This window comes from Pseudomonas fluorescens group sp. PF-1 (assembly GCF_054481335.1).
This window is the reverse complement of the sequence record NZ_JBTMNG010000002.1, coordinates 846,132-872,434: the sequence shown is the minus strand read 5'-3', so window position 1 is coordinate 872,434 and position 26,303 is coordinate 846,132. Positions and strand designations below refer to the sequence as shown.

Below are 26,303 nucleotides of genomic sequence, written 5' to 3'. Positions count from 1 at the left end.
CTGATTCATTCTTTGGCCGCCAGTTCAGTGCCGGGAATGGTCAAGTGCTGACCAATCTTGAGTTCGTCGCTCGACAGGTTATTGGCACTGCGCAGCGTGGCCGGCGACACCTGGTAACGCACCGCGATCATCGCCAGCGTCTCGCCGGGGCTAACCCGGTGGTCACGCGGGCCCTGGGCGATTTTGCCCGAGTCACGCAACCAGGCGATGTAGGTGCCAGGTGGCGGGTTTTGCTGGAAGAACTGACGCACGCCACTGCTGATAGAGCGCGCCAACGCCTGCTGATGGCTCGACGCCGCGAGTTTCGAGGCTTCATTGGCGTTGGAGATGAACCCGGTTTCCACCAGGATCGATGGAATATCCGGCGACTTCAGCACCATGAACCCGGCCTGCTCCACCCGCTGTTTGTGCAACGGCGTGACCCGGCCGATGTTGGTCAGGACTTTCTGACCGACGTTCAGGCTGGAGGTCAGCGACGCCGTCATCGACAAGTCGAGCAACACGCCTGCGAGCATGCGGTCCTTGTCGTCGAGGCTGACGTTGCCGGCACCGCCAATCAGGTCGGAACGGTTTTCACTGTCGGCCAACCAGCGCGCAGTCTCCGACGTGGCGCCGCGATCAGACAGGGCGAACACCGAGGCCCCGAATGCGGCAGCTGAAGGCGCGGCATCGGCGTGGATCGAAACGAACAGGTCGGCGCCCTTCTTGCGGGCGATTTCGGTACGGCCGCGCAAGGGAATGAAGTAGTCGCCGGTGCGGGTCAGTTCGGCACGGAAGCCTTTCATGCCGCTCACCTGGCGCTGCAGTTCGCGGGCGATGGCCAGCACTACGTCTTTTTCGCGCTGACCGCGAGAGCCCGAAGCACCCGGGTCTTCGCCGCCGTGGCCGGCGTCGATCACGACAATGATGTCGCGCTTGCCGGCCGGCGCTGGCGGCAGCTTGATTGCAGGTTCCGCAGGAGTCACCGGCACTGCCGGCACGGTCGCGACCGAAGGCGTCGGCGCTGGAGGTGGCGCGGCGTCGGACGGATTGTCGAACAGATCGACCACCAACCGGTTGCCATACTGCGCGTTCGGTGCCAGGGAGAAACTTTTCGGGGTGACAGCCTTTTTCAGGTCGATGACCACCCGCAGGTCGGTCGGCGTGCGCTGGGCCGAGCGCATGGCGGTGATCGGGGTATTCGAGGTGTTGACGTTCAACGGCGATCCCAGGGTCGCGCCATTGATATCGATGACCAGGCGATCCGGGGATGTCAGGGTAAAGACACTGTGCTGCACCGGCCCCGTCAGATCAAACACCAGTCGCGTGTTGTCCGGCGCCCGCCACAGGCGAACACTGTTGACCTTCGTGTCGGCCACAGCGTCGACGGTTACCGCCAAAAACAACACCCCAACGGCAGCAACCAACGCGCGAAAGCGCATACCTAACCCCATCATTTATTTGGATTCCAATGCCAAAGCGGCACACCAGGACTCGCCACGCGAGCCTTGGGGCAAAATTTTCAGCGAACGCCCGCTGTCATGCGGGCTAATGGTAATGGTCAGGTCGGGCTTTGGCAAAAAGCCTGCACCCTTGTCAGGCCATTCGATCAGGCACAGCGCGTCATCTTCGAAATAGTCGCGGATGCCGAGGAACTCCAACTCTTCCGGATCGACCAGGCGATACAGATCGAAATGAAAGGCACGAATATCGCCGATCTCGTAGGGTTCAACCAAAGTGAACGTCGGACTTTTTACCGCCCCGACATGCCCCAGGCCACGGATGATGCCCCGGGACAGCGTGGTTTTCCCCGCCCCCAGATCTCCCTCGAGAAAGATCAGCCCGTGCCCTTTCGTGGTTTGGGCGATGCGTGTACCCAATTCAGTCATCGCCGCTTCATCAGCCAGGTACAGGGTTACTTCAGACACGGTGCTTGCTCCTCCAACAACTGACGAATGGCTGGAATCAGATCACTGGCCGCCAGCCCACGGCCGAATTTACCTTGTTGCTCACCGGCATTGGCATGCAGCCAGACTGCCAGGCACGCGGCGTCGAATGCCTCCATGCCTTGGGCCAGCAACGCGCCGACCAAACCCGCCAGCACATCACCCAACCCGGCGGTAGCCATCGCCGGATGACCCTGGTGACACACGGCCAGCCGCCCGTCCGGACTGGCGATCAAACTGCCGGCGCCTTTGAGCACCACGACCGCTGTATATTTTTTGCTCAGCGCATGGGCCGCGGCGGGCCGATCCGCCTGAACTTGCGCCGTGCTGATGCCTAACAAGCGAGCCGCTTCGCCCGGATGCGGGGTAATCACACAATCCCTGGGCAACCTCACCCGTTCCCCGGCCAGCATGTTCAGCGCGTCGGCATCCCAGACTTGCGGTACCGGCGCGTTGGCGGCAGCCGACAATAGACTGCGCCCCCAAGCCGCCTGGCCCAAGCCAGGGCCAACCACCAACACGGAAACCTTTTGAAGCAATCCCATCAGTTGATTGGCTGACGAAGCGCCCACCACCATCGCCTCGGGGATCCTGGCCAATGCGGCAGGCACGTGTTCACTGCGAGTGGCCACCGACACCATGCCGGCACCGCTGCGCAGCGCACTTTGCGCACTCAGCAGGATCGCACCACCGAAACCGCGATCGCCGCCCATCAGCAGCACATGGCCGAATTTGCCTTTATGAGAAGCAGGAGGACGCGCAGCCAGGCGTGGCAGGTTGCCGGCATTCAGACGACGCGCACTGACCGGCGCGCCCTCAAGCAACTGCGGATCGGCGTGCAAGTCGTTGAACACCAGTTCGCCCACCACATCCGCCGCGTCACCGGTGAACAAACCCACTTTCAAACCGATGAACGTCACGGTCAGGTCCGCCCGGACCGCGTGACCGAGGATGCGCCCGGTATCGGCGCTCAGACCGGAAGGGATATCCACCGCCGCCACCGGCAGACCGCTGGCATTGATCGCAGCAATGGCACTGGCATACGGCTCGCGCACGTCGCCGCTCAGACCCGTGCCGAGCAAGGCGTCGAGCACGACACCGCGCAATTCGGACTGCGCGTTCCACGCTTCAATAGAGACCTTTTCAGACATTGCCTCGGCATGGGCCAGGCCCGCATCACCTTGTAACCGTTGCGGATCGCCCACCGCCAACACCCGTACCATCCATCCGGCGCGCCGGGCCAGCACCGCCACTAGATAGCCATCACCGGCATTGTTGCCTTGCCCTGCCAACACGCTCAATTCGTTCGCCGATGTCCACTGACGAACCAGCGCTCGCCAGGTTGCCCGAGCCGCACGCTGCATCAATTCGAAGCCCTTTGTTCCGGCCGCGATCAGGCTCGCATCAAGTCCCCGGACCTGTGCGGCGCTGTACAGCGCGTCGGGTAAATCATCTTTAGTGTGCGGCATGCGTCTTCAGGCTCCGATGTCTGGCAGAATTATACGCACCTCAGCTCCGGTTTCTCTCGCCTCATGCCCGCTATTACTCCAGACCTGCCCACTCTCGCCCAATCCATCAAGGACTGGGGCCGCGAGCTGGGCTTTCAGCAAGTCGGCATCAGCGGTCTCGACCTGGGCGAGCATGAGCAGCACCTGGAGCGCTGGCTCGACGCCGGCTACCACGGCGAAATGGACTACATGGGCGCCCACGGCAGCAAACGCTCGCACCCGGAAGAACTGGTGCCGGGCACATTGAGAGTCGTTTCCCTGCGCATGGACTACCTGGCGGGCGACACGCAAATGGCGCAAATGCTCGCCCAGCCGGAAAAAGCCTACGTCTCACGTTATGCCTTGGGCCGCGATTACCACAAATTGATCCGTAAGCGCGTGCAACAACTGGCGGAAAAGATTCAAGCTGAAATCGGCCCGTTCGGCTATCGCGCCTTTGTCGACAGTGCGCCTGTTCTGGAAAAAGCCATCGCCGAACAGGCCGGCCTGGGCTGGATCGGCAAGAACACGCTGGTTTTGAATCGCAAGGCCGGCAGTTATTTCTTCCTGGCCGAGCTGTTTGTCGATTTGCCGTTGCCGGTGGACCCGCCCCACGCCACCGAGCACTGTGGCCGATGCAGTGCCTGCCTCGATATTTGTCCAACCAACGCCTTCGTCGGCCCCTATGTGCTGGACGCCCGGCGCTGCATTTCCTACCTGACCATCGAGCTCAAGGGCGCCATTCCCGAAGACTTGCGCCCACTGATTGGCAACCGTGTGTTCGGTTGCGATGACTGCCAGATCGTCTGTCCGTGGAACCGTTTCGCCCGACCGACCGGCGAAAGCGACTTCAAGCCCAGGCACAATCTGGACAACGCCGAGCTGGCCGACCTGTTTATGTGGGACGAGGATAAATTCCTCAACAGCACCGAAGGCTCGCCATTGCGCCGCACGGGTTATGAAAACTGGTTGCGTAACCTGGCGGTAGGCTTGGGCAATGCGCCTTCAACGATTCCGGTGCTGGAAGCGTTGAAGGCGCGTCGGGAATACCCGTCGGAACTGGTCAGAGAGCATGTGGAGTGGGCACTGCGTCAACACTCGGCCCGACAGGCTTAGCCGGAGTGCCGGGTCAGGTATGCCCTCCCACTTCCAGAATGGTGACTAACCGATCAGTATCATCCACCAGATACGTGACACGATCTTTCCCTCCGATCCGCACCTCCCACATGTTTACTTTGTTGGTTGCGTTGCCTTGGGCGTCTCGACCAGCCTTTGAGACGCTTTGCAGCATTTTTGGAAAAGGGTTATCCATGCTTCGCGCGGCCTCGGAAGGGTCGACTCCCCCGTGATAAATGGCGTTCTTGAACTTGTCGTACTCGCCCTGTTGGGATCTGCCCAGTTGCTTGATGATCTTGTCGGGCTTGGCCAGCTTGATTTTCCAGGGACCGTTCCCTCTGAAAGCGTCATCCATACCGGCTGTCGCGGCCCGAGCCGACCTTGAAGTTCCCTGTCCCATCCCCCTGGCCATGGCTCTCGCTGCATCCGCGGGTTTTCCACTCAATCCTGGCTTGAAGGCATTAGCCAATTTACCCCCCAATTGAGTGGCACTTTTGCCCAAGGCGCCCAAGCCGGCCCCTGCCGACAGCACACCAGTGGCCAGGCTGGCCCAGCCCAAAATCTCTCCGATCCCTGACTGCGGCGCCACCTCGTCGACAATGATGCCGGCAATCCCCAACGTTGTAGAAGCTGCCGCCAGCGTCAGGCCAATAACCGCCAGTGGCGTGGCTGCGCCCATTGTCACGACACTCAGGGCAAAGCCGACAACGGACAACGCTATCCCCAACAAGGCTTTCCAGAAATGCCCTGTCGGGTCCACCCGATTGATGGGGTCGCCGCCGCAGTAGGCGTAGGGGTTCAATCCGCCGGCGCCGAACGGGCTCATGCTGTCCGGGCTGACAAAGCGCATCAGCGCAGGGCTATAGGCTCGGTAGCCATTGCCCAGCAAGTACAAGCCTGTCGAAGGATCGAGCGCTTCGCCACTGAAACCCAGCACGCTGAACAGGCCGCCCTCTGCCGGACGATGTCCATATGGGCTGTAGGCAAAATCCTGGCGCCGCGACCCAGTGACTTCGCTCAACACACTCTGCTGCTGGTCGGCACCCAACAACCTGGTGCCGGCGCCCTGCCCTTGCCGGTTCTGCCCCAATAAAATGCCGGCGTTGCGCAAGCAGGTGCTCTGGTCCCGGCCGCACACTTCGTTCAGCACGCGGCCTTCGCGGTAATATCGCTGGGTCGGCGGGCCGACCGGCTGCGACAGTTCGACCAACCGATCTTGCGCGTCGTAGTGATAGCCGCGCACCACGTCCCCGACGGCGCTGGCCACTTGAGTCAGGCGCCCTAGCGCATCGTAAGTCAGCCTGCGGGCCTGTTCGTCCCTGATCAACTGACCGTTGGCGTCATACTCCAGCACGACCGGCGCCGGATAATCCTTGTGGCTGTGCCGGATGCCGATCAATTGAGTAGGATCGCTGGCACTGTAATCGAAGGAAGCCAGGTTTTTACCGCCGGGAAATTCGGTTTCCAGGGAGACGATGTTGTCCATCGCATCAAACACGTAGATTTGCTTGATGATCTCTTTGCCATATGGGTCGCGCGGTCGGTGCGTGCCACGGCTGCTGTACTGGCTCAGGCGGCCGCGCGAGTCGTACGTGAAGCGCTCGTCACGTATGACGTCATCGCCGCTTTTCAATGTGCGCTGCGCCAACTTGCTGGTCGGTGTGTAACTTGAAGTCAGGGTTTGGCTGCCTGATCCGCTGGCCTCGAAACGGCGTGAGATTTCGCGCCCCAGATCATCGTAAGCCAGTCGGGTGACCAGCGAACTTTCCCCCTTCATGTCTTGGGCGTCGACCTCAGTCAATTGGCCCAACGCGTTGTAGGCAAATGCGGCTTTGAGTGCATGTTGTTCAAACGATTTTGGACGCCCCCATTCATCGTAATCCGTCGTGTGTCGGTGACCGAGCACATCGGTGCACGTGAGGGGACGCCCCCCCAAGGAATAGCTATAGAGGGCCTTCTCCTGCTTTTCTCCCACCATGGACAGCTCACGCTTGAGTCGCCCGGAAGGGTAATACTCGAAACGGGTCTCGCGTCCTTGTTCCGTAGACATCGTCGGCAGGCCGAGCGTCGGATGGTAGGCATACCTGGCCACTAATCCATTGGCACTGCGTTGAATCACTTGCCCGCCCAGGTTGCGTTCGTACTGGTATTCGATCCTTTCACCGCCTGGTGCCTGCTCCCAGGCGGGCTTGCTGAAGCCCGATTCGAACCCCGCCCTGGTCACTCGACCGCCGACGTTGCTCTGGATCAACCGTCCGAGCCCATCAAAGGCCTGCTGGCCCAGACTACGGCCCGCGACTTTGACCTCGACGGGCATTTGTCCGGGACTATGGAGTGCATACTCGGTTTCCACAGCATGGCCATCGGGCAATACACTGCGCCGGAGTCGATTGAATACGTCGTACTGATAACGCGTTGTATTCCCCACCGGATCGGTTCGACTGACAGCCCTTCCCAGGCCATCATATTCGTGAAGAGTCTTGCCCAGACTCCTTCCCTTCAGGTCGAACACCTCGACACTTTCGGGTTTACCGAAACCCTGGTAGAGCGTGACGGTCTTGCCCATGCCTTCTTGCCACTGCTCTTTGCGAAGGGTCACTGGATCGAATTCCACGTGCTCTTTTCGACCGTCACCATGGAGCGTGGTTTTTACCTGCCCCCACTCATCAAGGATGAAGGCGGTTTTTATCGCCAGGGGAGCGCCCTGCAACCAGTCAGTGCCGATTTCTTCGATGAGCTGGCCTGCCGCGTCGTATTGCGCCGAGTAAACCCGGCGTAGCGGCCCATCGGCCTGGTGGTCGCTGTCTTGCTCCTCGATACGAATCGTACGCCCCAGACCGTCAAAAGTGACGCGCTGCTGCTGGCCGTTTACGTCAGTGCTGACAATCGTCGCCGGCGTGCTATTGCCAACCGCAGGCTGATAGATATTGCGGCGCCTGGCGGTATACGCGGTGTCAGGCGCCACGGTCTCCGTCACCACTCGGCCAAGAGCGTCATACTCGAAGACAACTGTCCCTTCATCCTCGTTGCGCTCGGATAATTTCACCCCATTGAGGGCCGAATAGGCGGTGGTGACCGTTTTGCGGGTGCCATCAAATCCTATCAGCGTGGTTTGCAGCGTGCGGGTCGTGCCACCATGGCTGTACTGGAATTCAGATTGGGTCGATTGGCCATTACAGGTGATGGTTTGCTTTTCCAGCAGACCGTGAACCAGGGGATCGGTGGGGCGATCGATGTAAACCAGGTCAGTTTGAGAGCAGAGCGTCTCGCTGCCTTGTACCCGTTCAAGAAATTGCTCGTGCACGCGGACGATGTTCTGCACTGATGCGCCGTTCACCCCACGCTGTAGCTGATAACGATAACGCGTGGTGGTGGTCTCGGCCGCAGCGAATCCAGGTGCGGGAAAGACTGTCCGCTGTTTCTCGAACCGCACGAAACCCAAGGGGTCCGCCGGACAACCATCGGCGCCCGCCGCCGGGTAGAACTCACAAACCGTGGTCACGCCACTCGGTTCGACCTGTTTGAGCAAGTTGCCAAAAGCATCGAATTCGGTACGCAGAACCTCGTCCCGCGATCTGTTCGTCTCGCGGTCGTGGTAACGCAGGGTCTGAACTCTTGGCAACCTGAACTGTGCTGGTTGCTCTGAAAAATCTCTGCGCGGATCAAGGTGATACTCAATCAGTTGCGAGGTAGCCACCTTCTTGCAATTCGCCACCTCCGAGACCTGCAGATGATATTTGTTGTAGGTACGGACAGTAGAGCGATGAACCTTCCCATCCAGCATCAAGCGCTCGGTCGAAGTATAGGAATAGTCCTCTGAGGCCTGATAAAGGTTATCTCCTCCCTCCGTCCACTTGATGCCCTCGGCGTCGAAGCCCAGAAAATTGTTGTCGGAAAACTCGTAATTGGTGGTTATCGCCGGCTGATTATGCCGAGGGAACACCGTATGCGAGTTGACATAGGGAATGGATCGCAGGGGAGCTCCGCGCGGAAACCGATGCCCCTGCTGCTGATAACCAATGAACTCGCGTGCACCCAGCGGCGAGTCGACTTGCTTCAGATAACTTCGACCGTCGATATCCTCGTACGTCAGGATCCACGCATCACCGGTCGGCAAATCAATGGATACAACCCGGTCATTGACGAGCGACAGAACAAAGCGCGCCTCACAGGGGGTGTCGGGGTATTGAACAAGGCTAACTGCACCGGGCGTGCGCGAAACACTCAGCAAAATACGCTGATCGTCCCTCACTTTCCTGAGTATTGGCTGATCGTTTATAGCGGTGTAATCGAGCGTGATGCTGCCGCCATTTGGCGCGACAATCCGCTTTGGAACCGCTATGTCACTCGCACCGTAGACTTCGAGTTCTTCACGCAGGCCGCTCTTATGCACAATGTCGTAGCGATTGGGTGCGGGACGACTGGCCTTGATGGTTTCCAGCTTCAGTTCATCGAAGGCCAAGCGTGTGGCCAATGTCCTGGCCTTATAACTTTCGCCGCTGGACAGCGTCAGCGTCTGCGCCGCCGAGTCATAGCGGGTCAATGCCAGCGACCATCCCACCCCCAAACCGATATCAGCGCCGTTGAGCGGATTGAAATACAGGTTGATCGGCAAGGAGGGGCCATTTAACCCACCGGACTTGATTTCACCCATCGTTATGGAGCAGGTATAAATTCCCGTACGTGGGTCGACCCCCCCGGAAATAAAATCATGAAAATTAAAAGCATTCGAATAAATATTTCTTGAATTACTTGTAGTCATTTGACGTTCCCATCAGCATGAATCCCAGTCTCTTTCATAGAGACGAGACTGGCGCCAAACTTCCGAAAAAATTCAGGCGCCAAGCGAGTATCAACCCCTGCGCAGATTAAACTTGAGATTACGCTCGTCTATTTCGATCGACAGGGCATGATCATTACCGTATTCATCAATAACGGTAAACGGAAACACCTCATTTCGAGTCTGAAAATTACCGCCAAGTCTTGACGAAAAACCATTAACCAACGAGAGCTCCCCAGAACGCTTATGCACTTCAATATCGTATTGCCCGCCGGGCAAATTGACTCGAACACTTTTCTGAGTAGCAGAAGGTAAAACACCAGTGAAATACTTGATCGCCCACGCGAGACTATTCGGGCGCACCCGACAAAACTCTATTGGGTATCTGTTATCCGGGTTGTACCTGGTACTTTCCCAAGAGAACAGTTCAACCTGCCTCGAACCAAGATAGAGCCCCAGATGGTATAAGCTAAAATTGTTAAATGCATCACCAACCTTGAGCAGCTCCGACTCCCAGCGAAACTGTTCAACGGCATAAGTCGCCTTTTTCTCTGCATGAAGAACGACACTATTGTTTATTTTTGTGCCACCTGGGTTAGTTGTATTGTTACTTCTGTAAACTTTCCCTTGCACCGTCACCTCTACCGCGACTTGTGTCTGTCCGACCACAGAGGACGACACCCAAAACACCAGGGGTGCCTGTCGAAATGCGGAAAGACGATCGCTGACCAAGGACGACAGCCCCCATCCCGGCACCTCGTGGGAATACTTGTTCTCGACATGGCTGGAGTTCCAGCCCTGCAACGGTCTGCCGGTATAGACATCCTGCTGCAAGGGCTTGCCAGTGTGATATTCAATCAGCCTTGCCGACACCAGGTCAGGAAAATATGGCAGCGAAACAGCATTGCCATCTGCATCCTGGGCTTCTACAAAGACCCATACCTTCACTTGCATTCTGCCATTGGCATATAACCGTTTCGACTCAACGCCAGGCGCTTCGAATCTGACTTCAAGCCGGGTTACTTTATCGATCTGCACGGATGCCTGCGCTTGCAACGCATTTTCAACAGAACCCACTTCGACACCCAGTTCCTTCGAGTCACTCATATCCATATTCCTTGCCATTTTTTAGTAGCAACCTTTTGGCTGCATTTGGATGCTGCACCCAACAACTGGCAACTTCACCAACTGCCTGACTACACGCGTTTACCAAAAACAAATAACAAGAAAGATAGATCGCGACCATTCATAAGATTAACAGACTATTTCCACCACCCCCTATAACCACCGAGAACACTCAGCCCTCGAAGAAACGGAAGAGCTGAAGACCGCACGCCCTCTAACTTAAGCACTTGGCGCGCGACAACCTCAGCTCTTCTTGACTTTATATTTCTAAATCCAGACCGACTACAGCCCTCAGAAAAACACGCAGCAATCGCAACAACAATCAACACGTCGATTGTATTTAGTCGTCATCCACACTACTTTCATCACCCGTTTCCACCCCACTTTCATCGGACTCCGTTTCGATACCCAGATCATGAAATTCGTCTACCAACTCGTCATCCACCTGAATCAGGATCTGCTTATCAATGCTGAAATTGTTTTTATATTCGGCAACACGTTGCTGACTCGCAGCACTCAGGGGGTTATCCGTAAAATTGTAATTCACAGGGCGGGTATCAGGCACATCGAACAACTCATCAGGCATTTCTACAATTTCATTGAACGTCAAGTCGGCAAACGCCAACTTTTCCAACCCAAACAGTCCATCGGGCACTTCCCTCAATCCGGTGGACTTCAAGTGGAGCCGCTCAAGCTTCTTCATGTGGACCACCTGAGGGCTGAGACCCAACGGATTATTGTCCAGGTCCAACTCTTCAAGGTTCTCCATATGAGCCAACCCTTCTGCAGTAGCCTGCGTCAAACGAAGGTTGCAATTCTCGAGCGTCAGGCAGATGAGTGATCTCATCTGAAAAGTCTCGACAGGGAAGGCTTCCAGGCGAACGCCCCTCATCGTCAGGAACTGAAGATTGGGGAAACGTTCAAGAAAGCGGCCCGCCCTTAGACAACCACTGCTGTTGACCAGCAAAAACTCGGACACATGACTGAAATCCGCCGACAGTTCAGGCAAGTCGCCAATGACGTCCAGTTTTGAAAAGAACCGGCTAGTGTCAAAGCGGTTTTCCGGGGTCAGTTGCCGGCGCCAACAGGCCTTCACCACCTCAATGAAAGCGGCGCGATTACGCCTTTGCGCGGCGCTCACCTCGGCAGACAGTTCAGCATCCGTCAGAGGGTGACGGGCGGGCACATCGTCGGCCCAGATCTGCAGGTCATTGAGCAGTGTCAGGTGTTCATTTTCCAGATGGGCCAGGGCTGGCAACGGATCGGCACCCAGGCGAGTCTCTCGCAAGGCCTGTAAATCTTCTTCCGCCAACGTGGGAAACAGCCTGCGCAAGCGCGGCTCAATCGCGCCGGATGCCGCTGGCAGGCTGTCACCACCGCCCAGCAAATAACCGGAACGACCAACCGCCAGCCCCATGGGAGAGCGCGTACCGGGTTCCAGAGGCGGTTGCCCGAACAACGCTCGCAATTCGGACCGCGGCAGCAATGGCCGACGCCTGATGGCCTGCTCCAACTCCCCCCCCTGCCCGACGTGAGGCAAACCAATGGCTTCGCGCTGCGCCTGGGGCAACGCATGCTGGACAGCACCGAACAGATTATCCAGGCCATGGAGCGCCTCGCCATGCTCATCAAAAGCCTCGTATCGCCCCTGTTGCCTGACCAGAACCTTGCGTATCGGCGCATCGGGGCGGCCGATGCTGTCATGCAGAGCGCCCGCCACATCGACGTCACGCACTTCGATGCGAATGTCCGCCGACCAGCCGTCGAGCGTTTCGAGCATATGCAGGGCCAGCATGTCCGTATCCGTGCTTGATTGCGCCTCCAGGTAGAGTCCCTCATAGGCGCGGTTCAGGCGCAATTCACGCAGGTAGTACAGCGCTTCGTGAGCCATTCGCCGCGGCATGCCATGCCTGTTGTGCAGGTGCAGGCGTTCGGCGGCTCCGGACTCGGCCCACAACTCCTGCGCGATCGTGCGCGGCAACCGTGGAAAAACCCGGCGCATCTGCCGGGTGTGGCTGTCCGCGCCTGACTCGAAAGCCTCCTCAAGGGCCTCGAACAACTGTTCGCGACGGGTTTGTGCCCATTGCGCCATGCGGCTGCGCAGCAGCGAGGCACGAACCGACACTGACGGCAGCGCGTCACCCGGTGCGGTGCTCAACCCAAGGAGTCTTTTCAGGGCCCCCTCTTCCAGTGTGGTCACAACGGTTTGAATCACGTTGCCGTCAAGCAACTGCCCCTCGGACAACACCACCTCCTGCGTCTTCAGCAGCTCCAATTGCAGAGACACGTCAGCCTTGGCGTAAAGGCCAGGGTCCGGGCTGGCGACGTATTCACGGAACGCCCGAACCCGCTCATCGACCTTGAAACGTCGAATCGTATCCTCCAGCAAGGCCGGTGGACGCCGCGCGTTAACGTGCAGGTGCCGCAGCATCGCTTCGTCGATCCCGCTGACCGCCAATATGCGTTGCGCGGTCTCGTCGGAAAATTCTGCAACCGAGTGCCCCAGCCGCCGGAACAGTTGCGCACCCTGCCATTGCATCGGTCGCTCGACCTCGTGGGCCCAGGCGCCGGTGCCGTTGTGGGCGAGTCGCGGTCGGTAGGCGTCGGCCCGCTGCGGGTGGCGAATGGAATATGTACCGCTTTCAGCCTCGGCGCCCACTGCATAAGTGCGCCCCTCAAGCGTCAAAAAGGTTTTGCCAGCGTGATGCTGTAGCCCCTGCTCGTCCGGTATGCCGCCGGTCGGCAGCGCAGCGGTTTGTTCGTAGGGTTGCAGGTCGGGATTCCATAAACGCATGCGACCGTCGGGCAGTGCTACCGGTTTAAGCCCCTCGATAAACGCCGACGGCTTGAGGGGGAGCACCTTTGCGGCCACAGCCCCCGCCACCCCGAAAGCGCCGAGCTGCGCGAGGTTCTCGGCGATGACCAGCAGATGATCAGCGGCCTCGGACACTTGCCCTTCAGCCCAATCGAGAACACCGGTAAAGGCTTCATCGAGCAATTGATAAGCGGTATACGCCAGCATCACTTCACCCAGAAACGGCACGAAGGGCATTGCCACCAGAGTTGCGACCTGCACGACGATCGAAGCCACGTTTTCCAGGCTGTCCCACAGCGCCCAGCGCGACTGGCGATCCTCATCGGCCGTGGGCACGGCGATGATGCGCGCGTCATTGAGGATTTTGTCGAGCTTGTCCTGATACAGCCATTGCCATGGATCACCCTGAACCGGGTGCGCGTGGAATCGCAACTTGGGGTTGTCGACGGGCGTGCGTCGCCAGGCCGGCCGCGGGTCACCCGGCTGTACTGCATGCCAGGTCTCGGCATTCAAGTGCTGGTCGAGCGCGGCAAAAAAATAACCGCGCTGCTCATGGGCGATGAACCGGGCAAAAAACCGTTGGTAGGCCGGTGAACGCAGTTGCTCCGTCAACGCTGTCTTGAACGCCAGGGTCGACGGGTACTCTTTGATCGGATGCTGTGGATCGTCAGGCACATACACGATCAACGGTTCCACGCGGGATGAACGTTCCAGATCATCCGCCAGCACCATGATCCCGGTCAGCCGGGCCGTCATGATCTGCAACTGGTAACAACGCAACGCCAGACCCGCCACACCATCCAGCAGCCGCAGCAGCGACGCCTGGGAATCGGTGCCGATGTCCCCTTTCATCCGCGCCAGGATCACAGCCGCCCTGAATGCGTCTTTTTGACTGGTCTTGACCCTGAACGCCAGTCCGGCCTTGGCCACCGAATCCCTGGGTAACAGAATCGCCTCCAATTGTGATGCGTACTGACCGCCGATATCCAGTTCGCGGCACATTGAAGCAAAGGCGCTGATCGTTATTCGTTCGTTAATGGGCAATACGTGAAAATGGCCACGGCTATCAGGCTCGCTGATAAAACAGGATGCATTATCAAAGTACTGGTCAGCGGCTTCCTTCTTCTCAAAGTTATGCAGGGCCGCGTCTAACAGGGAAAGGGTTTTAACTTGATACCCCGGCAAAATGCCTTTGGGCAAATAGAGCCGCAAGTATGAGCGGGTAACATCGAGTTCGACGCCAAAACGATTCTTCAGCGCCTGGCGCAGCAAGGGCTCGGCAAACCGACGGGCATCGGCCAACGACTCGAACACCCGGTCCAGCTTGGCCTGGGATATCCAACTGGCTTTGACAGCCTGCGCCAACTCTGCGTGTGAAGCCGCTGATACCGTTCGGTACCATTCAGGAACGATGACAGGTGCTTGCCGCAAAGCCAAGCGTCTGTCGGGTGATGCCCGGGTTAACCAATCAGGAATTTTTTCTTCAATGAATCGCTTATGACCGTCATCAGTGCAATGTTCTAAACATAGATCAAACATACAAGCAGCCTATAAACCGAAGTTGAACTTCAGCTTATAAAAACCAACCACCCAGCCTGCGTTAAATAATTACCGCATCTTCGCTTGCATGTTATGCAGATCCTTCACTGCTCATCGTTATAGACAAACTTTGGCATTTCCCAGTGAAAACGAATCGCCAACAAGCGCAACAGGAAACCGCCGAACAGGGTGATCAGGATGGCCTGTTCGCCGGGCAAATTCAGGTACAGACAAAGCATGTAGCACCACGCCGCGGCGAACGAGACGCTGGCGTAGAGCTCACGACGGAAGATCAATGGAATATCGTTGCAGAAGATATCCCGCAGGATGCCACCGAACACCCCGGTGATTACCCCACTGACCGATGCGACCAGCATGCCATGGCCCATTTCCAGGGCGGTCATGCAGCCGATCAGGGTAAACGCCACCAGACCGACGGCATCGAGCACCAGAAACAGCGAACGCAGGTGGCGCATCCAGCGTGCCGTGAACACCGTCACCATGGCCGCGACAGAGGTCAGCACCAGGTATTCCGGGTGCTTGACCCACGTCAGGGGGTAATGCCCCAGCAGCACATCACGCACCGATCCCCCACCCAGCGCCGTGACGCACGCAATCAACACCACCCCAAACCAGTCCATGCCGCGACGGCCCGCAGACAGGGCGCCAGTCATGGCTTCGGCGGTGATGGCGATCAGGTAGAGCATCAGCAACATGGTGGCGGTCCTTGCAGAAAGGCGCGCAGTCTACTCACTTCACCCAAGCACCAAAAGAGGGCAATCGGAAAACCTGAGGCGAGGGGCTAGTCGGGACGCCGCACCGCCCTGTTGGCGTGCGAAGCGCTCCCTTGCAGCCTTCCAGTCAGACCGTGTTTGCAGGTTTACGACTACTGCGCAGCCGAGCGGGACGGTGCGACGTCCCGACAAGCTGCCTCGCCACAATGGCCCTCGCGATGCATGATCAGAACTTGATGAAATGCTTGCGGTAGTGCTGCAACTCGGCGATGGACTCGCGGATGTCGTCCAGGGCCAGGTGGGTACTGCCTTTCTTGAAGCTGTCACGCACATCCGGCGCCCAGCGCGCCGCCAGTTCCTTGAGCGTGGACACATCGAGGTTGCGGTAGTGGAAATAGCTTTCCAGGGATTTCATGTGGGTATAAAGGAAGCGACGATCCTGGCAGATGCTGTTGCCACAGATCGGCGACTTGCCCTTCGGCACCCACTTTTCGAGGAACGCGATGGTTTCGGCTTCGGCTTCGGCCATGCTGATGCGGCTCTCGCGCACGCGTTGGGTCAGCCCCGATCCGCCGTGTTGACGGGTGTTCCACTCGTCCATGCCGGCGAGGACTTCGTCGCTGTGATGGATGGCGATCACCGGGCCTTCGGCCAAAGTATTCAGGTCACTGTCGGTGACGATGGTGGCCATTTCGATGATGACGTCGGTATCAGGGTTCAGACCGGTCATTTCCAGGTCGATCCAGATCAGATTCTGCGGGTTTTGCATGTGTCAGCTCCTAGGCAATGCTGCGCAGTTTAGCCTAGGCCGGTGGCCGGGCGTGCTAAACTCGCGGCCGTTTTACCTAATCGCTGCATTCTTGATACGGAACACCCATGGCCAAACGCCAACTCAATCGTCGTCAAAACTGGCGCATCGAAAAGATTCAGGGCGAACGCGCTGCCCGCGCCGCCAAACGCGAGTCCTCGGCTGTCGAGGCACTTGAGGGCGGCGACCTCGGCCCGGAACAGCACGGTCTGGTGATCGCGCACTTCGGCGTGCAAGTCGAAGTCGAGGCCGTTGATGGCGAACAGGCCGGTGAAGTTTTCCGTTGCCACCTGCGCGCCAACCTGCCGGCGCTGGTAACCGGCGACCGAGTGGTCTGGCGTGCCGGCAACCAGGGCATCGGCGTGATCGTGGCCCAATTGCCACGCAACACCGAACTCTGCCGGCCGGACAGCCGTGGCCAGCTCAAGCCTGTTGCGGCCAACGTCGACATGATCGTGATCGTCTTCGCCCCGCTGCCCGAACCCCATGCCAATCTGATCGACCGTTATCTGGTGGCGGCCGAACATGCGGGCATCAAGCCGCTGCTGTTGTTGAACAAATTCGACCTGATCGACGAAAACAACGCGCCGGCACTGAACGCTCTGCTCGCGGTTTACCGCACGCTGGGTTACCCGGTGCTGGAAGTGTCGGCGCACCATGGCAACGGCATGGAGCAACTTCAACAGCAATTGGACGGACGCATCAGCGTGTTCGTCGGCCAGTCCGGTGTCGGCAAGTCCTCGCTGGTCAACAGCCTGTTGCCCAACGTCGAAACCCGCGTCGGCCCGCTGTCCGAACTGTCCGGCCAGGGCACGCACACCACCACCACCGCGCGACTGTTCCACTTCCCCGGTGGCGGTGAGTTGATCGACTCCCCAGGCATCCGCGAGTTCGGTCTTGGCCACGTCAGCCGTGCCGACGTCGAAGCCGGTTTCATCGAGTTCAACGACCTGCTCGGCACCTGCCGCTTCCGCGACTGCAAGCACGACCGCGAGCCCGGATGCGCCCTGCTCAAGGCCCTGGAAGATGGCCGCGTGCAGCAACAACGAATGAACAGCTACCGCTCGATCATCGCCAGCCTGCCGGAAAACGGCTACTAAACAGACGCATCGCCCGCCCTGCCCCCAGTGGGGCGGGCGATCGCTCGTTCCTGCCTACGAATACCCGCTCGCCTTAAACGTCAGACGCCTCTGTAAGACACCTGCCCACGCACTTGCAGGGCATTTCTGATTCACCGCGCAAGCCTTGTTAGCGCCCCTCAATTGCATACATTCGAACCCTCTTCGCATTCAGGCGACACCGAGGGCACCCATGCAAACCTATCACCTGTTCATCAGCCATTCGTGGAACTACTCCGATGCCCACGACAGACTGGTAAAACTGCTCACCGCGCACCCGACCTTCACCTTCAAGAATTTTTCAGTACCGCCACACAACCCAATCGTTGGCGCACAAACCGACAAGCAACTTGAGCTGGCCATTGAAAACAAAATCCGCCCTTGTTCGGCGGTGCTGATCATGGCCGGGATGTATTCGGCCTACAGCAAGTGGATCAACAAAGAGATCGAAATCGCCAAGCGCATGGGCAAGGTGATCATTGCGATCAAACCGTTCGGCGCCGAGCGCATTTCCACGGTGGTGCGGGACGCAGCACATGCCGAATGTGCGTGGAACACCAACAGCATCGTCGGTGCCATTCGCCAGCATACGGCGGTGTAGCCATGCGCAAAGGATTGTTTATCGGCATCAATAACTACACCCATGTTTCCCAACTGAGTGGCTGCAACAACGACGCGATGGCCATGGCCTCGGTATTGAAGACCGATGCCAATGGAGATCCGAACTTCAAGAACATCGTGCTCACCTCCGCCGAAGACTACTTGAGTCGAGAAAAGCTCGAAGACCAGATCCGCGAATTGTTCTCCGGCGACTGCAACGTCGCGCTGCTGTATTTCGCCGGCCACGGCAGTTTCGACCTCGATACCGACGAAGGCATGCTGATCCCTCAGGATTACAAGTCCGCGAAGGACGGTATCCGGATCAGCGACATTCTCAACTGGGCGAGCAAAGCCACGAAAATCAAAAACAAGGTGATCATTCTCGACTGCTGCCAGGGCGGGTCGGCCGGCGAAATACGCGCATTGCGCAGCGAGAGCAGCGTGATTGGCGAGGGCATGACCATTCTGACGGCGTGCAAAAAAGAACAGCCGGCGATGGAAGGCGCCGGCCACGGAGTCTTCACCGGTTTGCTGCTTCAGGCATTGCATGGCGGGGCCGCGAACATCCTCGGCAAAATCACCCCGGGCAGCCTGTATTCATTCGTAGACAATGCCCTCGACGCCTGGGAACAGCGGCCGGTGTTCAAGACCAATGTGTCGCAGTTCATTTCCCTGCGCGAGGTCTCGCCGCTGATCCCTAAGGAAATCCTGCGCAAGCTGCCCGAGTGGTTTGCCGAAGCGGAGTCGGTCTACCCCCTCGCCCCCAGCTTTGAGCCCACCGAACCTGAATTCAACCCGGAGCACGGCGAAGTCTTCGCCCAATTGCAAAAGTGCAACCGCCACAGCCTGGTCGAACCAGTGGATGCCGAACATATGTATTACGCGGCCATTCACTCCACCGGATGCCGCCTCACCGCCCTCGGCGCCTATTACCGCGAACTGGCCATCAAGGGACATTTCTGATGCCTGTGTTTATCAGCTACCGCCACATGGATCGCGCCTATGCGATGAACATCAACAGCCGCCTGATGCAGGCCAACATCAGGACTTATCTGGATGTGCTGGACCCAGAGTCCCAGACCACCGACGACATCACCGGCGTAATCACCCGCAATATCAGTGAGTGCACGCATTTGCTGGCGGTGGTATCGGAAAAAACCGCGCTGTCCTGGTGGGTACCGTTCGAAATTGGCGAGGCGACCATTACCAACCGGCGCATCTGCTCGTTCAAGACCGGACCGACAGAATTGCCGCTTTACCTCGATAAATGGCCGAAACTGACGCGTGAAAAGGACATCGATTTTTTCATCGAGGCCTATCGCGATGAAGCGACACTCAAACGCTCGATGTCACTGGAATCGATCACCGGCCGCGAGTCCATGCGCAGCGTCAACAGAACGAACGCCGATCGGTTTCATACTGATCTCAAATCCAGAATCTCCCGCGGTTTCTGAAATCGCGCCCACAAAAAAGGCCGACTGCGATGTCGGCCTTTTTTGTGGGTCATTGCTTCGGCGCTGGGGCCGGTGCAGTGGCGGGGGCTGGTGCCGCACTCCCGGGTGCTGACGGTTTCGGCGCCGGATCTTCGAACAAATTCAGACGCTCGCGAAGCTCATGCGCCGGCAACGGTTCCTTGTCCGCCGGCAACGCATTTGGATCGACGGGTGCAGCCGGCGCTGCTCCGGGCGTCCCGCTTCCTTTCGTGGCATCAGGGGCAGGTTCGGCCCCTTGCGAGCCTTCGATGGCGCGTTGGGCTTTCTTGGTCAGCACGATGATGTCGATACGACGGTTGATCGGATTGAACGGATGTTCACGATCAAACAGCGCCGATGAGGCATACCCCACGACACGCGCCACCTGCTGATCCGGATAGCTTCCCGCGACCAGCGCACGGCGGGCGGCGTTGGCACGGTTGGCCGAAAGTTCCCAGTTGCCGAAATCACCGGTGCCGGTGTACGGCTTGGCATCGGTATGGCCGCTGATGCTGATCTTGTTCGGCACCGCTTTGATGGTGTCGGCCATGGCCAGCAGGATGTCTTCGAAATACGGCTTCAAGCGGGCACTGCCGGAGTCGAACATCGGCCGGTTTTCGGCGTCCACGATCTGGATGCGCAAGCCGTCCGGAGTGATCTCGAACATGATCTGGTCTTTGAATTTCTGCAGTTGCGGATTCTCTTCGACCTTGTTCTGCAACTCTTGCAACAACAGTTCGAGACGCTCCTTCTCGACCATCTCGGCCATGCCTTCGACCTGTTCGGCGTCGACGGTTACCTTGTCCGGTTGTGGCTGGGACTTCACCTCGGGATTGAGGGTGTTTTCCGGCGCCAGGGTCGGCGTGCCGCCCAGATCGATGATGTACGGCGTGCCGCTTTCCGAGAAGCCGATCGGGTCCTTGAAGTAACCGGCGATAGCGATCTTCTGCTCCGGCGTCGCCGTGGACAACAGCCACAACACCAGGAAGAACGCCATCATCGCCGTGGCGAAGTCGGCGAAGGCGATTTTCCAGGCGCCCCCGTGATGCCCACCGGCGTAGCGCTTGACGCGCTTGATGATTATCGGCTGATTGTTCTCCATGCTTAACGACCGCGAACCGCTTGTTCCAGCTCGGCGAAGCTAGGACGGTGCGCCGGGTACAGAACCTTGCGTCCGAACTCCACGGCCAGCGATGGCGGCATGCCGGAAGCCGAGGCGACCAGCGAGGCCTTGATGGCTTCGTAGACGTTCAGTTCTTCCTTGGAATCGTGGGCCAGGGAAGTGGCCAGCGGACCGAAGAAGCCGTAGGCGGCGAGAATACCGAAGAACGTACCGACCAGTGCCGCACCCACGTGCAGGCCGATGGACTTCTGGTCACCTTCGCCCAGGGACGCCATGGTCACCACGATACCCAGTACCGCCGCGACGATACCGAAACCGGGCATGGCGTCGGCGATGCCGTTCACGGCGTGGGATGGATGCTCCAGGTCTTCCTTGAGGCTGAAGAGTTCCATGTCAAACAGCCCTTCAAGCTCATGAGGTGCCATGTTGCCGGAAGACATGATGCGCAGGTAATCGCAGATGAACGCCGTCATGCGCTCATCCTTCAGGACCGCCGGGTACTTGGCGAAGATCGGGCTCGCGGCGGCATCTTCGATGTCACCTTCGATCGCCATCATGCCTTCACGGCGGCTCTTGTTGAGGATTTCATAGATCAGGCCCAGGACTTCAAGGTAGAAGCCGTGGCTGAAACGCGAGCTGAACATGCTCAGGGACTTCTTGAGCACGTGCATCGTCATGTAGCCGGGGTTGGCCTGCAAGAATGCGCCGAGGGCCGCGCCGCCGATGATCATCACCTCGAAAGGCTGGATCAGGGCTGCAATTTTGCCGTGGGAGAGCACGTATCCGCCGAGCACGCTCGCGAATACGACGATGATGCCGATAATTTTAGCCATAGGTAGGAGAGCACTTACTGAGTCGGGTTCAAGGTCATATTCGGAAGTTAAAAAATCTCTTCTTCTACTTATCGGCAAAACTGCGCCAGACTATAGCCAGTTCAGGCGAAAAGCCAATTTGACCCACTCCGGGCACAGTTAACGCTGACGATGATCGCCTCCAACATGGTTAACGAAACGAACGTTCCAACGCCAAAACCGACCACACTCGAAGGCTGGGTCAAGCTTCTGGATGATGTGCGCCTGCCGGTTCCCAAGGCCATCCATGACCGTGTCTGGCTGGCCATTCGCGACCATCGCAGCTCGTTGCGCGACATCGCCGAATTGATGCAGGAAAGCCCGCCCCTGGCTTTGAGCGTGATTCGCGAAGCCAACCGGCATACCCATGGCAGCATGACCGAGCCGGCGGAAAACCTTGAGGTCGCCATCAATCGTCTTGGCCTCAAACGCACTGAAGAACTGCTCGACCGGATGCCCGTACTGCCGCAAACCGACATCCCCAAAGCCCTGCGTCAATTACAGATGATCAGCCAGCATGCCACGCAACAGGCCAATGGTTTTTTTGCCAGTCGCCTGGCGCGCCTGTGGCAGGACATCTACTGGGGCAGCCTGTTGTTTCTGTCGCCGCTATGGCCACTGGCCCTGACTCACCCGCAATTGCTGGAGGACTGGGAACTGCGGGTCATTCATAAAGGCGAGTCGGCGCGCAAGGTCGAAAAGCAATTGTTTGGCGTACGCCTGCTGGACATCGGCCAGGCCCTGGCGGACATCTGGCGCCTGCCGATCTGGGTGCAGCAGGGCTACCGTCTGCTGCTCACCGAGCAACGGGAACTGGTGAAGGTTCTGCGCATTGCCCGCGACAGCGAGCATCCATTGCGCCAGCAGAACCGCCTCGATGACGATCCGACCCTGCGCCGCTGGCTCAATCAACCGGCCAATACCGTGTTGCTGGCCAATGGTCTGGCATTGTCGGCGCACCAGGCCTGGGACAGTCCGCACAGCCAGCGGTGGCAGTATCTGACCAGCCTATACCTGCAAGTACCGATGGAAGACGTGCAACAGCAATTGCACCAACAGGCCGCCAACAGTGCGCGCCATCACGCCATGCCTGACCTTTGGCACCCCGCCGAAGCGTTGATCTGGCCGTGGGGCATGAATCGCATCCATGCCGCTTTGCTGCCGGCACCAGCGCCCACCGCCGAGGACCTGGCGAAATGGCGCAAGCAATGCGCCGAGCTGTTGGTCGAACCGAGTCACTTCACCAATGCCATGCACTTGACCATCGCTGCCCGGGACGCCCTCGTCGCCTGCGGCATGCGCCGCGTGATGATCCTGATGGCCGACCGCACCCACGCCAACCTGCGAGTGCACCAAACGGCGGGGCTGCCCAAAGATGTGGCGGCGATGAACTTTGCGGTCAGCCAAAGCACCGTGCTGCAACGCTTGCTTTCGCAACAGGCCCAGGTACGGATTAACCCGACCAACAACGCACAATTTTCAGCCCTGCTGCCCAACGGCCTGCGCGCGCAGTTCAGCGGCGAACACCTGCTGCTGCGCTCGCTGGTCAACAATGGCCGGGTGATCATGATTGTCGTGGCGGATCAGGGCGGCGGGCCGTTTTCGGAAATCACCGTGCAAGCCTTCGGCAAAACGGCACAGTGCATCGAGAAAGCGCTGCAAAACTTTAGCCGCCGCGGCCAATAGCGCTGCGCTACAATCCTCCCTTTTGTGCTCTGGAGACCTCACATGTCTGACTTCTCTGGCTTGCCGCTGGTGATCGAACCGAGCGACTTGCTCCCTCGCCTCGATGCCCGTGATCTGATTCTGGTGGACCTGACCAGCAGCGCCCGCTACACCGAAGGGCATATTCCCGGTGCGCGGTTTGTCGATCCGAAACGCACACAGCTCGGCCAGGCGCCCGCCCCAGGCCTGATGCCGTCGCAAGCCGCACTCGAAGCGTTGTTCGGTGAGCTGGGGCACAATCCCGATGCGGTCTACGTGGTTTATGACGACGAGGGCGGCGGTTGGGCCGGGCGGTTTATCTGGCTTCTGGACGTCATTGGTCACAGCAACTATCACTATGTCGACGGCGGCCTGACGGCCTGGCTGGCAGAAGGCTTGCCCATGTCGATCCAGGTCCCCGCTCCTGTGGGTGGCCCGGTTGCATTGACCCTGCACGACGAACCCACTGCGACCCGCGAATACCTGCAAAGCCGTCTCGGCGCCGCCGACCTGGCGATCTGGGACGCGCGCGGGCCGCTGGAGTACTCCGGTGAGAAAGTCCTGGCGGCCAAGGGCGGACACATTCCTGGCGCGGTCAATTTCGAATGGACCGCCGGCATGGACAAGGCCCGGAACCTGCGTATCCGCAACGACATGCCGCAGATCCTCGAACGACTCGGGATCAGCAAAGACAAAGAAGTGATTACCCACTGCCAGACTCACCACCGTTCTGGCTTCACCTATCTGGTGGCCAAGTCCCTCGGTTATCCGCGGGTCAAAGGCTACGCCGGCTCCTGGGGCGAATGGGGCAACCACCCCGATACCCCTGTAGAGATTTAAGGTTTTTAAGGACAGTTAATGAATAAGCGTCTGTTTATCCTCAGCCAGTACCTGCTGCCCCACCATTTGCTTTCGCGACTGGCCGGCTGCATCGCCGAATGCCGCGTGCGCTGGTTCAAGAATGCATTCACCGCGTGGTTCGCCAAACGTTATCAGGTGGACATGTCCCAGGCGCTGGTCGAAGACCTGACGGCCTACGAGCACTTCAACGCCTTCTTCACCCGCGCCCTGAAGGACGGCGCGCGTCCTCTGGACCAGACACCGGGCGCGATCCTCAGCCCGGCCGACGGCGCGGTCAGCCAACTCGGTCCGATCGAACACGGCCGCGTGTTCCAGGCCAAGGGCCACAGCTTCAGCGTGCTGGAATTGCTGGGCGGCGATGCGGCGAACGCCGCGCCGTTCATGGGTGGCGATTTCGCGACCATTTACCTGTCGCCGAAGGACTACCACCGTGTGCACATGCCGCTGGCCGGCACCCTGCGCGAAATGGTCTACATCCCGGGCCGGATTTTCTCGGTGAATCAGACCACCGCCGAAAACGTGCCGGAACTGTTCGCCCGCAACGAGCGTGTGGCGTGCATCTTTGACACCGAACGCGGGCCGATGGCCGTCGTGCTGGTGGGCGCGATGATCGTGGCATCGATCGAAACCGTGTGGGCCGGGCTGGTGACGCCGCCGAAACGCGAGTTGAAAACCTTCCGTTACGACGAGGCCGCTCGTGCGCCGATCCATCTGGAAAAGGGTGCGGAACTGGGCCGCTTCAAACTGGGTTCGACCGCTATCGTGCTGTTCGGGCCGGATCAAGTGAAGTGGGCTGAAGAATTGGCGGCAGGTTCGCCGGTGCAGATGGGCCAGGGGATGGGCTCACCGAAAGCCTGATAGAGACACACACATGTAGGAGCGAGCCTGCTCGCGAAAAACGTGACGGCGCCGCGGACATTCAGAATGCCCGCGTCATCGTTAACGTCCATCGCGAGCAGGCTCGCTCCTACAGGTGATTTGCGGCGTTACAGTTGTCCGTCGCGATCGCGAAAGCCCAGCAGATACAACACGCCATCGAGCCCCAGGGTGGAAATTGCCTGCTTCGCCGACTGTTTAACCAGCGGCTTGGCGCGAAACGCCACGCCCAACCCGGCAATTGCCAGCATCGGCAAGTCATTGGCGCCGTCGCCGACCGCAATGGTCTGCTCCAGACGCAAACCTTCCTTGTGCGCCAACTCTTTGAGCAGATCAGCCTTGCGCTGCGCATCGACAATTGGCTCGATCGCCACGCCTGTCACCTTGCCATCCACCACTTCCAGCTCGTTGGCGAACACGTAGTCAATACCCAGCTTGGCCTGCAATTGCTTGGCGAAGTAGGTGAACCCGCCCGACAGAATGGCGGTTTTGTAACCCAGTCGCTTGAGTTCGGCGAACAGGGTTTCAGCGCCTTCGGTCAGGCGCAGTGACGCACCGATGGAATCCAGTACGCCAACATCCAGACCTTTGAGCAACGCCAGACGCTCTTTGAAACTGGCGCGGAAGTCCAGCTCGCCCGCCATCGCCCGCTCGGTAATTTCCGAGACTTTGTCGCCTACACCGGCGGCCTTGGCCAGTTCGTCGATCACTTCGGCCTCGATCAGGGTCGAGTCCATGTCGAACACCGCCAGGCGACGGTTACGACGGAACAGCGAGTCTTCCTGGAAGGCGATGTCGACGTTCAGTTCCTGGGCGACGCTGAGAAATTCGGCACGCAGCGCCTGCGGATCGGCCGCTTCGCCACGTACGGAAAACTCGATGCAGCCCTTGCCTTTATCCGCTGGCGTATCCAGCGGCATGCGCCCTGACAACCGATCGATGTGGTCGATGTTCAGGCCATATTTGGCAGTGATGGAACTCACGGCCTGCAATTGCCCGGCCGTCACTTTGCGGGTCAGCAGGGTCACGATGTGGCGTTTTTTGCCCTGGTTGCCGACCCACTGCTGGTAATCCTCTTCGGACACTGGCGTGAAACGTACCTGTTGATCGAGCTCGTAGCCCTTGAACAGGATGTCCTTGAGCACCGACTTGCCTTGCTCGGTACCAGGAATTTCAACCAGGATGCCGAACGACAGGGTGTCGTGGATCACCGCCTGACCGATGTCGAGAATGTTCACACCACCCTGGGCCAGAACGCCGGTAATGGCCGCAGTCAGACCGGGACGGTCGACTCCCGTGATGTTTATCAGGACGATTTCGCGCAAGGCGCACCCCCGCAGGTGGAAAAAAACCGCATTCTACCCACTTT

General features: G+C 59.0%; 19 protein-coding genes. 8 read left to right on the top strand and 11 right to left on the bottom strand.

Annotated elements, in window-relative coordinates; translation table 11 throughout:
• Positions 1-5 precede the first annotated feature (5 nt).
• Genes ACX3YD_RS18650 through ACX3YD_RS18640 form a run of 3 tightly spaced genes read right to left on the bottom strand, consistent with a single transcriptional unit; the run spans position 6 to position 3,394 of the window.
• Positions 6-1,436, bottom strand: a complete 1,431-nt coding sequence (locus ACX3YD_RS18650) for an N-acetylmuramoyl-L-alanine amidase (protein ID WP_103403326.1) — start codon at positions 1,434-1,436, stop codon at positions 6-8.
• Entirely contained in the window at positions 1,437-1,907 is a 471-nt protein-coding gene (tsaE, locus tag ACX3YD_RS18645; RefSeq protein ID WP_047536712.1) for a tRNA (adenosine(37)-N6)-threonylcarbamoyltransferase complex ATPase subunit type 1 TsaE, read from the bottom strand. It abuts the gene before it with no gap.
• Positions 1,895-3,394, bottom strand: coding sequence for an NAD(P)H-hydrate dehydratase (locus tag ACX3YD_RS18640; protein ID WP_458960722.1), 1,500 nt, complete (start codon positions 3,392-3,394; stop codon positions 1,895-1,897). Before ACX3YD_RS18640 ends, tsaE begins: the two co-directional genes overlap by 13 nt.
• A gap of 63 nt (positions 3,395-3,457) precedes the next feature.
• Between ACX3YD_RS18640 and queG the strand changes: the two genes are divergently transcribed.
• A complete protein-coding gene (gene queG, locus ACX3YD_RS18635) occupies positions 3,458-4,528 on the top strand; it encodes a tRNA epoxyqueuosine(34) reductase QueG (protein WP_103403328.1) in 1,071 nt (356 codons plus the stop codon).
• A 13-nt stretch (positions 4,529-4,541) separates the two neighbouring features.
• Here queG and ACX3YD_RS18630 read toward each other — a convergent pair whose 3' ends face one another.
• The 5 genes from ACX3YD_RS18630 to orn all read right to left on the bottom strand — a co-directional run bounded on the left by ACX3YD_RS18630 (position 4,542) and on the right by orn (position 16,290).
• Positions 4,542-9,290, bottom strand: a complete 4,749-nt coding sequence (locus tag ACX3YD_RS18630) for an RHS repeat-associated core domain-containing protein (protein ID WP_458960721.1) — start codon at positions 9,288-9,290, stop codon at positions 4,542-4,544.
• Between the two features lie 90 nt (positions 9,291-9,380).
• Positions 9,381-10,415 carry a hypothetical protein gene (locus tag ACX3YD_RS18625; protein ID WP_458960720.1) on the bottom strand — a complete coding sequence of 345 codons (1,035 nt, stop codon included), beginning with the start codon at positions 10,413-10,415 and terminating at the stop codon, positions 9,381-9,383.
• Between the two features lie 358 nt (positions 10,416-10,773).
• Entirely contained in the window at positions 10,774-14,562 is a 3,789-nt protein-coding gene (locus tag ACX3YD_RS18620; protein ID WP_458960719.1) for a dermonecrotic toxin domain-containing protein, read from the bottom strand.
• Between the two features lie 329 nt (positions 14,563-14,891).
• Positions 14,892-15,503, bottom strand: a complete 612-nt coding sequence (locus ACX3YD_RS18615) for a trimeric intracellular cation channel family protein (protein WP_047536697.1) — start codon at positions 15,501-15,503, stop codon at positions 14,892-14,894.
• A gap of 244 nt (positions 15,504-15,747) precedes the next feature.
• A complete protein-coding gene (gene orn, locus ACX3YD_RS18610; protein ID WP_047536695.1) occupies positions 15,748-16,290 on the bottom strand; it encodes an oligoribonuclease in 543 nt (180 codons plus the stop codon).
• A 107-nt stretch (positions 16,291-16,397) separates the two neighbouring features.
• On the opposite strand from orn, the gene rsgA reads away from it, so the two are divergent.
• The 4 genes from rsgA to ACX3YD_RS18590 all read left to right on the top strand — a co-directional run bounded on the left by rsgA (position 16,398) and on the right by ACX3YD_RS18590 (position 19,501).
• Entirely contained in the window at positions 16,398-17,429 is a 1,032-nt protein-coding gene (gene rsgA / locus ACX3YD_RS18605) for a small ribosomal subunit biogenesis GTPase RsgA (RefSeq protein ID WP_047536692.1), read from the top strand.
• 211 nt (positions 17,430-17,640) lie between these two features.
• Positions 17,641-18,048 carry a TIR domain-containing protein gene (locus tag ACX3YD_RS18600; RefSeq protein ID WP_103403333.1) on the top strand — a complete coding sequence of 136 codons (408 nt, stop codon included), beginning with the start codon at positions 17,641-17,643 and terminating at the stop codon, positions 18,046-18,048.
• Between the two features lie 2 nt (positions 18,049-18,050).
• The gene (locus ACX3YD_RS18595; protein WP_103403334.1) at positions 18,051-19,010 is read left to right on the top strand and encodes a caspase family protein; all 960 of its coding nucleotides are present in this window, start codon (positions 18,051-18,053) and stop codon (positions 19,008-19,010) included.
• Entirely contained in the window at positions 19,010-19,501 is a 492-nt protein-coding gene (locus tag ACX3YD_RS18590) for a toll/interleukin-1 receptor domain-containing protein (protein ID WP_103403335.1), read from the top strand. Before ACX3YD_RS18595 ends, ACX3YD_RS18590 begins: the two co-directional genes overlap by 1 nt.
• 49 nt (positions 19,502-19,550) lie before the next feature.
• Here the strand turns inward: ACX3YD_RS18590 and motB are convergent, their stop codons facing one another.
• Entirely contained in the window at positions 19,551-20,621 is a 1,071-nt protein-coding gene (motB, locus tag ACX3YD_RS18585) for a flagellar motor protein MotB (RefSeq protein ID WP_458960718.1), read from the bottom strand.
• Between the two features lie 2 nt (positions 20,622-20,623).
• Positions 20,624-21,475, bottom strand: coding sequence for a flagellar motor stator protein MotA (motA, locus tag ACX3YD_RS18580; protein WP_130204960.1), 852 nt, complete (start codon positions 21,473-21,475; stop codon positions 20,624-20,626).
• 165 nt (positions 21,476-21,640) lie between these two features.
• On the opposite strand from motA, the gene ACX3YD_RS18575 reads away from it, so the two are divergent.
• Genes ACX3YD_RS18575 through asd form a run of 3 tightly spaced genes read left to right on the top strand, consistent with a single transcriptional unit; the run spans position 21,641 to position 24,916 of the window.
• Positions 21,641-23,179, top strand: coding sequence for an HDOD domain-containing protein (locus ACX3YD_RS18575; RefSeq protein WP_458960717.1), 1,539 nt, complete (start codon positions 21,641-21,643; stop codon positions 23,177-23,179).
• Between the two features lie 42 nt (positions 23,180-23,221).
• On the top strand, positions 23,222-24,037 hold the full coding sequence (locus ACX3YD_RS18570; protein ID WP_458960716.1) for a rhodanese-like domain-containing protein: 816 nt from the start codon (positions 23,222-23,224) through the stop codon (positions 24,035-24,037).
• A gap of 18 nt (positions 24,038-24,055) precedes the next feature.
• Positions 24,056-24,916, top strand: coding sequence for an archaetidylserine decarboxylase (gene asd, locus ACX3YD_RS18565; RefSeq protein ID WP_047536672.1), 861 nt, complete (start codon positions 24,056-24,058; stop codon positions 24,914-24,916).
• A gap of 128 nt (positions 24,917-25,044) precedes the next feature.
• Here the strand turns inward: asd and serB are convergent, their stop codons facing one another.
• Complete coding sequence (gene serB / locus ACX3YD_RS18560; protein ID WP_103403340.1) at positions 25,045-26,259, bottom strand: phosphoserine phosphatase SerB; 1,215 nt, start codon at positions 26,257-26,259, stop codon at positions 25,045-25,047.
• Between the last annotated feature and the right edge of the window lie 44 nt (positions 26,260-26,303).